This window comes from Candidatus Nanosynbacter sp. HMT-352 (assembly GCF_022819385.1).
GTDB lineage: Bacteria > Patescibacteriota > Saccharimonadia > Saccharimonadales > Saccharimonadaceae > Nanosynbacter.
Map to the genome: position 1 here is coordinate 645,194 of NZ_CP089290.1, position 12,936 is coordinate 658,129.

Annotated in this window: 12 protein-coding genes and 3 tRNA genes; all 15 read right to left on the reverse strand. The window is 43.2% G+C overall.

Features of this window, described 5'->3' with window-relative positions; translation table 11 throughout:
- Nucleotides 1–56: 56 nt before the first annotated feature.
- Entirely contained in the window at nucleotides 57–1,145 is a 1,089-nt protein-coding gene (locus tag LRM44_RS03415; protein WP_243803754.1) for a hypothetical protein, read from the reverse strand.
- Nucleotides 1,146–1,186: 41 nt separating this feature from the next.
- The gene (locus LRM44_RS03420; RefSeq protein ID WP_243803755.1) at nucleotides 1,187–2,476 is read right to left on the reverse strand and encodes a glutamate ligase domain-containing protein; all 1,290 of its coding nucleotides are present in this window, start codon (nucleotides 2,474–2,476) and stop codon (nucleotides 1,187–1,189) included.
- Between the two features lie 159 nt (nucleotides 2,477–2,635).
- Complete coding sequence (locus LRM44_RS03425; RefSeq protein ID WP_243803756.1) at nucleotides 2,636–3,334, reverse strand: histidine kinase N-terminal 7TM domain-containing protein; 699 nt, start codon at nucleotides 3,332–3,334, stop codon at nucleotides 2,636–2,638.
- 19 nt (nucleotides 3,335–3,353) lie between these two features.
- Nucleotides 3,354–5,372, reverse strand: coding sequence for an NAD-dependent DNA ligase LigA (gene ligA, locus LRM44_RS03430; RefSeq protein ID WP_243803757.1), 2,019 nt, complete (start codon nucleotides 5,370–5,372; stop codon nucleotides 3,354–3,356).
- Nucleotides 5,347–6,444 carry a hypothetical protein gene (locus LRM44_RS03435; protein WP_243803758.1) on the reverse strand — a complete coding sequence of 366 codons (1,098 nt, stop codon included), beginning with the start codon at nucleotides 6,442–6,444 and terminating at the stop codon, nucleotides 5,347–5,349. Before LRM44_RS03435 ends, ligA begins: the two co-directional genes overlap by 26 nt.
- 2 nt (nucleotides 6,445–6,446) lie before the next feature.
- On the reverse strand, nucleotides 6,447–7,322 hold the full coding sequence (locus LRM44_RS03440) for a M48 family metalloprotease (RefSeq protein WP_243803759.1): 876 nt from the start codon (nucleotides 7,320–7,322) through the stop codon (nucleotides 6,447–6,449).
- Between the two features lie 63 nt (nucleotides 7,323–7,385).
- On the reverse strand, nucleotides 7,386–7,955 hold the full coding sequence (locus tag LRM44_RS03445; RefSeq protein ID WP_243803760.1) for a LemA family protein: 570 nt from the start codon (nucleotides 7,953–7,955) through the stop codon (nucleotides 7,386–7,388).
- Between the two features lie 47 nt (nucleotides 7,956–8,002).
- Nucleotides 8,003–8,088 (reverse strand) — tRNA-Leu (locus LRM44_RS03450).
- A 125-nt stretch (nucleotides 8,089–8,213) separates the two neighbouring features.
- Nucleotides 8,214–8,287, reverse strand: a tRNA-Cys gene (locus LRM44_RS03455).
- Nucleotides 8,288–8,355: 68 nt separating this feature from the next.
- Nucleotides 8,356–8,443 (reverse strand) — tRNA-Leu (locus LRM44_RS03460).
- 24 nt (nucleotides 8,444–8,467) lie between these two features.
- Complete coding sequence (locus LRM44_RS03465; protein ID WP_243803761.1) at nucleotides 8,468–10,258, reverse strand: peptide ABC transporter substrate-binding protein; 1,791 nt, start codon at nucleotides 10,256–10,258, stop codon at nucleotides 8,468–8,470.
- Nucleotides 10,259–10,268: 10 nt separating this feature from the next.
- Complete coding sequence (gene secG / locus LRM44_RS03470) at nucleotides 10,269–10,505, reverse strand: preprotein translocase subunit SecG (protein ID WP_129631344.1); 237 nt, start codon at nucleotides 10,503–10,505, stop codon at nucleotides 10,269–10,271.
- Between the two features lies 1 nt (nucleotide 10,506).
- Complete coding sequence (locus tag LRM44_RS03475; protein ID WP_129634579.1) at nucleotides 10,507–10,881, reverse strand: phage holin family protein; 375 nt, start codon at nucleotides 10,879–10,881, stop codon at nucleotides 10,507–10,509.
- A 51-nt stretch (nucleotides 10,882–10,932) separates the two neighbouring features.
- Entirely contained in the window at nucleotides 10,933–12,510 is a 1,578-nt protein-coding gene (locus LRM44_RS03480; protein WP_243803762.1) for a helix-hairpin-helix domain-containing protein, read from the reverse strand.
- Between the two features lie 56 nt (nucleotides 12,511–12,566).
- Entirely contained in the window at nucleotides 12,567–12,914 is a 348-nt protein-coding gene (locus LRM44_RS03485; protein WP_243803763.1) for a DUF488 domain-containing protein, read from the reverse strand.
- Nucleotides 12,915–12,936: the final 22 nt, after the last annotated feature.

A 12,936-nucleotide genomic window follows, 5' to 3' on the forward strand; every position in this document is an offset into this window, starting at 1 on the left:
TATAGCAAATAATCCCGCTCATTACGAACGGGATTATTATTAGTCAATTAAGCTATTTACCTAGTCGAGGTTGATGACAATCCGCTCGAATACCCTTCCATAAAACCTTCTATAAACTCTTTCAAGCTCTCAGCACTCGAAGGAACCTTGATTTCTTCAGATTTATTCACATTGATGTCAAATGAAATTTCTACAGAAGCCTTCTTATCATTACCCTTAAGCTCTACAGCCTTCAGTTCATGAGATGACCTATCAACCCACACCTTCAATGAAGATTCGTCAATAGATGTCGATTCGTCATTACTATCGTAGCCATTCGATTTTCCACACTTACCGAGCGCCTTACCGACTGATGAATTCTTAAACTCTTCCTCAAATTTTGACGAATTAGATTTATTATTACCTTGCAATTCAAAGCCGCGTCCGCCGTTACGATCACTAATCTTTGAATCTTTTATAGTGAATAAACTATTCTTTTGATAAATCTGAGCCAATTCCTTACGTGCACTTTCGTCACTTTGGATTTTCTTCAGAGCGTTAATTCCACACTTGTATTCGCTACCGATTTCATCTGGAGAAATCTTCATCCACGTGTCACTCATTTTATCTATCTCAGAACCCATCTTCTCCAATGTCTGATCACGGTAAGTTTCTATTTGAGATCTTGATAGGTTTCCGCCAGACGAAGACTCCATAACTATCTCAAGCAAAGTACCATACAAATCCTTAAAGTTATTTATCTTCACATATATCATTCCGTCACTATCAAGAACCGCATCACCCTTAAGAGGGATATTTTTCTCAACTCCCTTAACATTAAGCTTAGCGTCAATACTAGCCTTTGACTTTCCCGACTCAGTAGCAGTCTTTACGTTTAGTTCTATTTTTCCTTGGTCGCGCATGTCAATAACCACCTTACCGTCGGCAGTCATCTTCTTTGCCATAATAGCATTAGACACAGCGTCCGTAACCATCTTTTCTGGATTCTGCCACCACAAGAAATAAACTAGCACAGCAGAAATAATAGCAATAAGAGCTATAACTCCCAGCACTATGCCAATTATCAATCCAGTTTTCTTCTTTTTTGGTTGCATCGGCACGCTGTTATATTGCGGCTGCGGTGCAGGTTGATTGCCTTGATCCATATTCCCCCTTGTTTTATATACCTTGAATTTAATATATCACATTAATCTTTAAACTGTGAGAAAAATTGGTTTTTCCTAGCAATCCACTCCGGCGTTTGCCTGACCAAGTATTTATCGTCCTCAGTGCTATGAAGGTTGATTTTTATAGATTCCTCTAGCCATACGCCGCCACTTGAACCCTTAAATAACGCGACGCCTTCAGACTTCAATTTGTCGCGCACGAAAGACCCAGCCTCGATGGCATTCTTACATTCCTTCACCTGACAACCTCTTTGGCGTGCGGCCGGCGCCAAATATTGATTAGCTTTCTCACCAACCGTCACAACCCAATCCAACAAATCCGGACTACAATGAGAACCAAGTTCAGCGTGAGCTTGTTCGAAAATTCCCTTTAAGCCATTCATGTTGCCAAGTACAGCAATTCGCTGCGGAGTCTCAATTCGATACAAAGACTGTAAAGCCGCCAAGGCAGTCAACGGCGTCGAACTATAGCTATCATCAATCAACCAAGTATTGTCCGCGCCCTTCAGCAAATTCATCCTGCCAGGCAGTGGACGTAAATTCTCTATACCCTTTTTTATATTCTCCTCAGTTTCACCAAACGCATAACCAATAGCCGCCGCCACAATCGCTGGACGAATATTATGCTCGCCAATTAGCTTAACATTGACCTCTAATCCGTTAGGATTTTCTGGCGACATAATAAAGCCGTGATGTCCATCTTTCAGAGAAAAATTACGATCGTCAAAATTATACTCCGCCACTGGATCACTTCCGTACGTAGTGATATTAGGATTCGTCAAAAAACTAGCAAAACGCCCGTCAATATCATCACGATTTATCATCGCCATTCGTGAGAAATTCGCCAGCGAAATCATCTCATTCGCCACTTCCTCCAAGGAATATTCAACCTGCATTCGACCATTTGTCACAGAAGTTACAACCGTAATATCCGGCACAACGTAAGCCTTAAACCAATCGTTATAGCCAAGTTCCTTTGGATTAAATTCCTGAACAATCACTTGAACTTCCGGTTTTTCAGCCTTAATCCTCTTCTTTACGGCGCGCATCACCTTCCACCATTTGAAAAGACCTTTTTCAGGCATCTTCACGCCCATCATTTGAAGGAAAACATCAGCTTTCGTTTTCGGCTCTTCATTGCGAAGTTGAATATCAAATTGCTGCGCCAAAACAGTACCGATAGCTATTTTCGCACTAGCCTTTCCAGCGCTACCAGTTATCGCCACAAGCTTCACTTCTGGATGAACAGCAAAAAATTCTCGCACTAATTTTGCTAGTTTTTCTTCCCTCTTTTTTGAAACAGTAACCATAACTATATCATACCATAAGCATTATAGAAGAGCTGCTACGCGCCCACCCGGGGCATATTTGAATATGTGTTTGTCTTTCAATTGGCAAGCATAGGAGAATGCCCCTATGCGTACCAGCTCATGTTTAATTATGCATTATCGTCCAAAAAAACACAAGCATCATTTCTCATTTACATATTCTGGCAAAACTTTCCCAGCTAAAACTACCGCCATCAAAACTGCAAATCCACACATAATTGACGGAATTCCGATAATAGTCGATGGATCGATGATATTGACAAACGTCGTAGGCGCCATAAATAGAACATATCCCACAATCAACGAACCTAGAGAGCGCCGAATGTGTTTGCTGGATGTTTTACTCCTAACACACGCATAAGCAATTGCCGCAAATAATAGGCCGTAATAATACAAACCATACCACATTCCGACACCCGGCTGATTTTCAAAAATCACATAATTACCCAGGCAAGCCCCAGACTTAATTCCGTTAGCCTCCAATAGAAAATAACTAATAAACATTGCGGCAAAAGTATAACCAAGCACAGGAATCCACCGCCTCTTATCGCCAGAAATTTTATATATCAAATGAATACCCAGAGGCGGAAGCATAGTAATTGCAATATAGCCAAGTTTAGCCCAGCCGAGATTATCCAGAAAAATTGCACCTTCACAAACATTATATTCAGCCCATTGAAACAGCGCCAAACAGATCAACAGCATGATCACAATCTTCGTCACAGCATTCAATTTATATTTCCAAAAAGTATATATTGCCAGAATAATTTCAATTGTCAACGTCGCCAACATTACCGCTGGAGAGAAACAATAGAGTCTCGGTTTTTTAATCTTATCCATGCGTAAATTATACATTAATTCATCCCGCGTTTTCTATCATCCTCAACAGTTCTTGCTCGTCAATGATTTTCGTGCCGTATTGCTCAGCCTTTTTCAATTTGCTAGCACCAACCTTACCACCAGCCACCAAATATGTCGTGTCTTTAGAAACTGCAGTTTGAAAAACTCCACCGAGATTACGAATTTTATCCGCAACAGCGTCGCGTCCCATAGATTTCAGAGTACCCGTGATGACAAAACTTTTTCCGCTCAACCCGCCAGATTTTTTATTAAACCGAGGAACGACGCCTAGCTCGGTGAATTTATTGAGCAATTTTACATTATCCTCATCAGCAAACCACGCCACTACAGACTCAGCAACAATTTCACCCACGCCATCAACTTGTCGCAAATCATCAATCGTCGCTTTCGCCAAATTTTCCATACTCTCAAAATGATTCGTCAAATCAATCGCCGTTTGCGCGCCAATATGACGGATTCCCAGACCGTACAAAAATCGCTCTAATTCTGGGCGTTTTTTATCAGCAATTGCAGAAATTAACTTTTGCGCAGAAATATCAGCAAACCGATCCAACTTCAACAAATCGTCTTTAGTAAGCGTGAAAATATCCGCCAAATCTCTGACCAAACCATTGTCAATCAAAACTTCCACGTTCTTTTCGCCAAGCGTATCAATGTCAAGCGCGCCCTTAGACGCGAAATGCGCCAAAGCTCGCTTCAAAATCAGCGGACCACTAGAGCCCTTAACTCGGTAAACAGCTTCACCTTCCGGTCGCACAAATTCCAACTCCGGATATTGCCGTTTTAGCTCTGCTTCATAATCAATTGGCTCAGAATCTGCGGGTCGCAATTCCTTCAAAACATTCTCAACTTGCGGAATAATATCGCCAGCCTTAAAAATCACCACAGTGTCGCCTCGTCGAATATCCAAACGCTCAATTTCATCGGCGTTATGCAAGCTGGCGTGCTGCACCGTAGTTCCCGCCACCACTACTGGATCAAACACAGCCACTGGAGTCGCCGCACCGGTTCGCCCGATAGAAATGACTATGTCCCGAACGATCGTCGTAGCTTCTTCGGCCGCATACTTATAAGCCACCGCCCCACGCGGATTTTTACCCACCATCCCGAGATTGTCGTATATCTCTCGATCGTTAATCTTAATAACCAGCCCGTCCGTATTAAACGGCAAATCATGACGCTTGTCGCTCCACTCATCAACAAATTTCATCACGTCGGATAAATTATCAAAGACACTGGCTTGCTGATTGCGAGAAATCCCCAGCGCCGTCAAGCCCTCGTAAGCAAAACTATTCGTCGGAACTTCCGAACTATCATCGCGAATCACATCATATCCGCGAAAATGCAACGGACGCGCCGCCACCAGCGCAGGATCTAATTGACGAATCGTCCCCGCAGCCAAATTGCGCGGATTGGCAAATGTAGGCAGCCCTAGAGATTTCTGCTTTTTATTAAGCTCCTCAAAATCCCGTTTCAGCATAACAATTTCGCCACGAATCTCTGTCCGACCATGCAAAAAATTCTCAAAACCCGCCGCTTCACGCAGACGAAGCGGTACGTTTTTAATAGTCCGAACATTATTCGTTACATCTTCGCCAACAAAACTATCGCCACGCGTCACAGCTTGGAATAGTACGCCGTCGACATAAATCAACGCACACGCCAATCCGTCCATTTTTATATCCGTAAAAAATTCATGTCGCTGACCCGGTATCAATTTACCAGTTCGCTCAATCCACGCCTCAACTTCACTTTTATCGAAAACGTCATTCAAACTGACCATTCGGCGCGCGTGCTTTACTTTTTGAAAACCGTCGAGCAGCTTATTTCCAACTCGCTGCGTAGGACTATCGACAGTAATCAGTTCTGGGTGATCCGATTCAATTTTCTTCAGTTCATCCATCAGGCTGTCATAAACCGCATCGCTCACACTCGGTTTGTTCAAGGTGTAGTATTCGTAGCTATAACGATTTAACAGGTCTTTAATTTCGTCAATTCTTGGTTTTTTTGGTGTCACTTTCAACCACCTTTCTGTAGAACAAATAGACATACACGGAAATCATAATTATCGTTACGTAAAGTAAAATTAAGCCAGTTGTTGGGACAATTGGCAGCCAGTCGATGCCACTAATCCATCCCTTCAGCGCGCCGTCAAGCAGAATTACCGGAATCAGAACGACCGCCCACAAAAGCACAGCCAAAACAACAGCCCACGCGAATCTCAGCAAAATTCTTAGTCTTCGCCCCGTCACAATATCACCCGACAAACGCAGCGCGTGAAACGGATACATTCCCGGCAATGTTACGATGATCATCGCAAAAACCGTAGAAGTCGCCCAATAGACGGACATCGCCACTATCAGAATCGCCGCACCGCCAGCCGCCATCAGAATCGGCGTTTGATTTAACACTCCCGAAGCATTAAGCGCGCTATAAATAATCACCGCCACTGCCGCCGGCACCATTTGAATCAAGAAAACCCCGATAACAATTATCAGCGCAATTATAGGCGACCCAGAGCTATACAAACCATCGCGCATTTTCGGTTTTTTACCAATTAAAATAGCTCGCGTTAGCCAAACAGACGACAGCCAAGTGAGCAGCCCCAGAAAGATTCCCGCCGCTTGCTGCACATTTCCACCAGCCGTTCCGCTACCGGAAATATAGCTAACTGCAACGCCAGAGAATAGGCTAATTGTTGTATAAATTCCGCCGAATCCATTCGACTCAGCCTGATTCATCACGTCTTTAAGTTGTTGGTATGTATCTTGCGACATGACGCTGGCTAAAGCAAACGTCAATATCGACATAACGATGATTAACGCCAAAAAAGTTTTCTTATTTCGCCATACCAGACGACAAGCCTCACTAGTCAGCGACCAATATCCTGGAATTTTAAGATCTCGTTGGTAATCTCGTCGCTTAGTTAGCCGAAAACTACGATGAGGTCGGCGCTGCAGAAAATTACGCCGCTGCTGATTTAATTTGCTAAAGTCCCGTTTAATACCAGGCCATACACCTTTTTTATGATCAGTATTTGACTTCTTAGGATTCTTGACTACTCGTTTTTTGGAGGTTTTCGTTGCCATAATTACATCTTTGTTGCGTTATTTCTCAACCTTGCAATTCTGTCTTCTAGCGGTGGATGAGTACTAAATAATTTTGAGAAAAATCCGGGTTTCAAAGGATTATTCATGAACAAATTGGCAGTAGAAGAACTTTGTTTTTGCATTGGTCTGCCGTATTGGCGCAATTTTTCCAGCGCGCTTGCTAACCCTTCAGTATCTCGTGTCAATAATACACCCGAAGCATCCGCCAGATATTCACGCTGTCGACTAACCGCCAATTGGGTTATCGTTGCTAAAAGCGGCGCCAATATACCCACAATCAACCCGAAAGCGTAGATGATAGGATTAACATCTCTGTCACGGTCATCACTATAAAACATCATCCTAAGCGCCAAATCTGCAAACAGCCCAATTGCGCTAACCAAACCAAAAGCAATCATACTCACACGGATGTCGTAATTTCGCACGTGACTCATTTCATGCGCCATAACCGCTTCCAGCTCACGCTTGTCCATAATATCCAAAAGCCCAGTAGTCGCGCCAACAATAGCATGATTTGGGTCGCGACCAGTCGCAAAAGCATTTGGAGCTGGATCGTCGATAACATAAACTTTCGGCATCGGCATGCCAGAAGCGATAGACAAATTTTCCACCACTCGCCAAAGTTCAGGAGCATCATTTTTGCTAATTTCCTGAGCGCCGGTCATCATCATAGCCAACTTGCCAGCTATAAAATATTGCAACCAAGCATACAATATCGCACATATGAAAATGATGAGCGCTAGCGAATAGCTGTCAGTTGCCACTCCAATAAACAGACCGATGACTCCAATAATTATCACAAACACAGACATAATTAATATTGTGTTGCGTTTGTTTTGAAAAACTGCATTGTACATATGTTAATTATATCAAAAATCGCCCGCTAAAAATAGACGAGCGATTTTCATTTCAGGGTTCAATTAGAACTTTACTTCAACTGGATTTTCGATGCTTGCGCGATCCTCAACGTCGAAGAATTCCTTAGCTTGGAAGCCAAACATTCCCGCGATGATGTTTGTTGGGAAAGTCTGGATCTTCGTGTTCAGGTCGCGAACGCCACCGTTGTAGAATCGGCGAGCTGCTTGGATTTTATCCTCAGTGTCAACCAATTCCTGCTGCAATTGCAAGAAGTTCTGGTTTGCTTTCAATTCTGGGTAAGCCTCAGATACGGCGAACAAGCTCTTCAAAGCGCCTTCCAAAGCATTTTCAGCCTTGGCGGTTTCAGCCACGCTGCCGGCATTCATAATTGCCGAACGAGCTTCTGCAACCTTCTCAAACACTTCTTTTTCGTGTGTAGCATAGCCTTTTACTGAGTTTACCAAATTTGGAATTAGATCAGTTCGGCGCTTTAACTGGACAGTAATATCACTCCACGCTTCTTCTACGCGGTTACGCAATACAACCAAACCGTTGTATGCACCAATTACAACTCCTACGAGCACTAATAAAACTACTACTGTAACAATAAGTACAATTACCAATGGACTCATTTCTTACCTTGTCCCTTTCCTATTCAATATTACTTTCTTTACAACTTTGGTGCGCAAGGCGGGAATCGAACCCGCACGACTTTTGGTCAAGGGATTTTAAGTCCCTCGCGTCTACCAATTCCGCCACTCGCGCTTATTTATATACAATCTAGACGCCCGCGCGCCAGACTACTTATATTATACTATATTCTCTAAGCAAATTGTACAATTTCGCAAAATAAAAAATAGCCCAATGCTCAGGACTATTTATCAAAAAATTGGAGGCACGTACGAGAGTCGAACTCGTCTAAAAGGTTTTGCAGACCTCTGCGTAACCGCTCCGCCAACGCGCCACCGCCTTTATTATATCAGATTTTATAAAACATATCACAAACAACTCATCCAATAATTGCAATATGTTTGGTGCGAGCGAGAAGACTTGAACTTCCACGAGCGCAATGCTCACTAGCCCCTCAAGCTAGCGCGTCTACCAATTCCGCCACGCCCGCATAACCACTTACCATTATACCCGATTACGGGGTTTTGTAAACGGACTTTTTCTCTGTCGCCCAATATTGAACATCGACATAGCGATCGACGGGATTGACGACTTCGGTGCTTGCGTCGAGAGCCTTAACATTCCGAATATGAATATAGTCAAACTTTGGCTGATACAAGGCAATCGCTGGAGCGTCCGCTTGCCAAATGGCAGTGAACTTCGCGTAACGATCAGCGCGTTGCTTTGCCGAGATTTTAGATCGACCGCTCTCCAGAGCATCGTCCGCTATCGCGTTATTGTAATTGGAGAAATTTAAACCATTATTGGTTGCCTGCGAAGAATGCCAATAGGCGTAAACATCAGGGTCGCCACCCAAGGAGAGCTCATAAACCAGCACGTCAAAATTGCGCGGCTGCAAAACTGTCTGAAGAATATTTTGAGTGGCGTCGTTCGGATCGACAACTTTAATATCCGATTCTATGTTCAGCTCGTCATACCAAACTTGAGCCAAATATCTGGCGACCTTTTCGTAATTGCTATTCTTCAAAACAACCACGTTGAGTTTTAACTTATCATTTCCCTTCTGACGAACATTATTCACACTCTTCCAGCCCTCAGCGTCCAGTAGAGATTTCGCTTTCTTGACGTCATAACTAGACGAATTCGAATTCTTTCCCAGGAATTTGTTAAGTGTTGGACCAGATAATTCCTCTGTAGACAATGACAAAGATTGGCGCAGCTTGGATGTGTCGACACTGAGCGACAAAGCTTGGCGAACTGCTTTTGATCGCAAAAACTGACTGTTGTTATTAAACAGCGCGTAAACTCCGTTATTCAAAGAATGCGCTTCTGCGGCATACATAGATTTTACCTCGGCGGATTGATCGTTATAGATCAATTCTGGAGTTCCTGTAATTTCTCGCGTACGCAAACTTTTCGCAATATCATCCTGCGTCGGATACGCGTACAACTGGAATCGCTCTAACTTAGGCGTGCCGCCATAATAATTGCTATTCGACTGCAAATATAGCACTTTTTTACTACCATCGCTCGTTACATTCTGCAGCAGCCTAAAGGCGAATGGACCGCTGGATATAGGCGATTTATTAAAATCATGTTCACGTAAATTCGACGGCTTAACGTCTTTTAATATATGCTTAGGGATAATCGGAAATGTCAAAGCGTGGACAAACGGCGAATATGACGACGGCAAGATAAATTTCACCGAATCGTCAGACACTTTCTCGAATTTTATGGATTTCCAGCCAGATATCTCAGCTCCAACTTCTGGATTCGCTAATAGCTTCAACGTAAAAATTACATCGTCCACAGTTAAATCTTGCCCGTCTGACCACTTCAAGCCCTTCTTCAACTTAACCGTATATTCAGTTTCTTTATCGTTCACGCTGACGCTATCCGCCATGTCAGCCTTTATATTGCCCGTTGAGTCATATCGATACAAACTTGAAAATAGCAATTTCGCGGCGGATTTTTCAGCATTGGTTTTTGCGAAAATCGGATTTAAGTTTTCCAAAGGACCCAGCACACCCTCAGAATACGATCCGCCAGAAGTGTATGCCATTGTCGTGAAAGAATTGCGAGAAATATTCCACTGCACCGCGCTGGCGCCAATCATCACCAATACTAAGATAATCCAGACAGAAACCCGACGTCGCACATTAGACAAACGATCCAACCTGGATGTCACGAATTTATGCGCATGACGCAAACTTCCCTTTTCAATCTTGCGCAGACGCTTATTGACATCTTTACTGGAAACTTTTAGCCGCGCAAAACGATTCCATGACGAATTATCCGAGCTCAAATCTATTCTCCTATTTTTGCAATCCCGGCAAAATCATACTTGCCAAAATCGATAGCACAAAAATCACCGCAAAAACAATAGTTACATCAAACAAGTTTTTATCAAATCCGCGACGAGTAGTGAATAATTCCCCAGACGAGCCGAATCCTGCGCCCAAACTTGCGCCTCGTTGCTGCAACAAAATTGCGATAATCATCAGTACGGCAGATCCAAGTGTCACGTACGGTAAAATTGTATCAATTGACATATTACTCCTTTTCTTCCCGCTGCAAAACCAGCGCGCTACTTATAATATAGTTTACCAAACTCAATATAATCCCGGCAATAATTGAATGCGCAAAAGTCATAGAAATTCCTGGCGCCAAAGCTAATGAAATGTAAACCATAAATCCGTTCACAATTAAAGTAAACAGTCCTAAGGTCAATAGAATTGCTGGCAGAGCTAAAATCGTAACGATTGGCTTCAACACGCTATTCACTACCGAAAATATCAACCCCGCCATCATAAACGTCCACGCAGAAGTTGCGCCTGGAGTTTCGTTTCCAAGCAGCCGCACTGCAACCCAAATACCTACCGAGTTAAGAATTAGCCGAATCAAAAACGTCGCAAATTGTCTTTTCATTAGTCTTATTATATATAATTTATGCTTTATTGTCGATTGGTCGCCCAAAACTTAAGACAAGCGTTTAATCAAATTCGCCTTTTTCGTGCCAACTTCCGCCTGCAATTCCGTATAATCCGCCTCGATAATTTTTTTCACACTACCAAACTTCCTTAGCAATTTCGCACGTGTCTTTGGGCCAATTCCCGGAATTTCTTCCAGTTGGTTTTTCGTCTGATTTTGACGCTTCAGCGCTGTATGATAACTCACAGCAAATCGGTGTGATTCGTCACGAATCCGCTGGAAAAGCTTGACAATATCTGTCGTCGCAATAGAACTTTTTGTAAAATTGTCCCGGCTGGAATCGTCATCAATAGCAGAGCCTCGTAGATTCTTTGAATGAGATCCGGCGTTGCGCTGAGCAGGATGTAAATTCACTACATACACATCATTATCTTCGTAGATAGCGATGTCCTGATGAATAGATTTTTGCAGTTCCTCGATATATGACATGTCAATTTGCGAGCCAGTTTTATGAATAATAATTTCTTCCTCGCGTTTGGCGATGCTAATAATCGGCAATTTTATTCCGCGCTCATCCCTCGCCTTAATCGCCGCCGAGAGTTGACCTTTTCCGCCGTCAATCAACAACAAATCCGGACGACCCCAACTTTTGACATTTCGCTCGCCAAGTCGCCTAAAAATCACCTCGTACATATTTCCAGTGTCGTCGTTTTTTTCACCCACCTTAAATTTGCGATATCCCGCACGATCGCTCACACCATTCGTAAAGACCACCATACTCGCTACAACTTGGCGTCCGTTCATATGCGAAATATCATAGCCCTCAATTCGCACTGGAATATTTTTCAAGCCAAGTAGTTTTGCCAAATCGGCCAGTGCCTTGTCTTTTGAAATATCCAAAAATTCCTTATCGCCAAACATAACGCGTCGCTGAAGCTCTTGCATGGCGCGCAACTTATTTCTCAGACTTGCCGCCCGCTCAAAATCATGAAGTCCCGCAGCCGTTTTCATATCACGCTCCAATTCCACAGCAATAGCCTTGCGATTTCCCTTGATATAACTTATCAATTTACGCAAACTAGTTTTATACGCGTCCGAGCCATCACTTATTTTTGGACTTAAGCCCAAATCTTCATCCAACTTTGATTGCCCAGGGCGTCTTTGGTGAGTGAGATACGGAAAAATTCGCCTCAAATAGCGCAACGCTTTTTTTAGTGCAAAACCATTGTAAAACGGACCAAAATAATCCGCGCCATCATCGGCAGGATTCCGCGTAAAACTGACTGTCGGCCAATCGCTTTTCATATCAATCCGAACATACATCTGAGATTTGTCATCACGCAGCAGAACGTTGTATCGCGGCATATACCGCTTGATCATCTCGCTTTCCAAGAATAGCGCGTCAACCTCACTCTCAGTTTCAATCCAATCAGTATCAAAAATCTCCGCCACCAGTGCCATAGTTTTATTGTCTCGCCCGCGCGAATCTTGAAAATACTGACGTACGCGATTTTTAAGAACCGCCGCCTTGCCAACATAAATTACCTCGCCGCTCGCCGACTTATGAAAATAAACGCCGGGCGTTCGCGGCAAAGTTTTCAGCTTAGCTTGCAATGCTTGATTCATTAAATACATTACAATCTAAACACGGCAATTATGCAAGCATTCTTTTAACGATTGACCTAATCTTCCAACCACTTTTTGAGAACTACCGCCTGATTATGCTCCGTATCTTTGGCGCCATATAACAGCGTAACTGCAGATTGTTCGTTCCAATTATTCTTTGCTTCGGCAGCCGCAGGATTATTATCTAGCTCCTTCATATAACGGCGAGAAAATTCCAGGAATTTTTCTGGATCATGGTTAAACCATTTACGTAATTCATCGGTCGGGGCAATTTCTTTATTCCACTCGTCCAATACGGCTCGCTCTTTGCTAATTCCGCGCGGCCACAGTCGATCGACCAGCACACGATAACTATCGTCTGACGCGGTCGACTCATAAATCCGTTCAATTTTATACTTTGTCATAATTTCATATAACTACAAATCA

Coding starts and splice junctions, on each gene's coding strand:
- LRM44_RS03415 (WP_243803754.1), bottom strand. CDS start 1,145: ATGGATCAAGGCAATCAACCTGCACCGCAGCCGCAATATAACAGCGTG.
- LRM44_RS03420 (WP_243803755.1), bottom strand. CDS start 2,476: ATGGTTACTGTTTCAAAAAAGAGGGAAGAAAAACTAGCAAAATTAGTG.
- LRM44_RS03425 (WP_243803756.1), bottom strand. CDS start 3,334: ATGGATAAGATTAAAAAACCGAGACTCTATTGTTTCTCTCCAGCGGTA.
- LRM44_RS03435 (WP_243803758.1), bottom strand. CDS start 6,444: ATGGCAACGAAAACCTCCAAAAAACGAGTAGTCAAGAATCCTAAGAAG.
- LRM44_RS03440 (WP_243803759.1), bottom strand. CDS start 7,322: ATGTACAATGCAGTTTTTCAAAACAAACGCAACACAATATTAATTATG.
- LRM44_RS03445 (WP_243803760.1), bottom strand. CDS start 7,955: ATGAGTCCATTGGTAATTGTACTTATTGTTACAGTAGTAGTTTTATTA.
- secG (WP_129631344.1), bottom strand. CDS start 10,505: ATGTCAATTGATACAATTTTACCGTACGTGACACTTGGATCTGCCGTA.
- LRM44_RS03475 (WP_129634579.1), bottom strand. CDS start 10,881: ATGAAAAGACAATTTGCGACGTTTTTGATTCGGCTAATTCTTAACTCG.
- LRM44_RS03480 (WP_243803762.1), bottom strand. CDS start 12,510: ATGAATCAAGCATTGCAAGCTAAGCTGAAAACTTTGCCGCGAACGCCC.
- LRM44_RS03485 (WP_243803763.1), bottom strand. CDS start 12,914: ATGACAAAGTATAAAATTGAACGGATTTATGAGTCGACCGCGTCAGAC.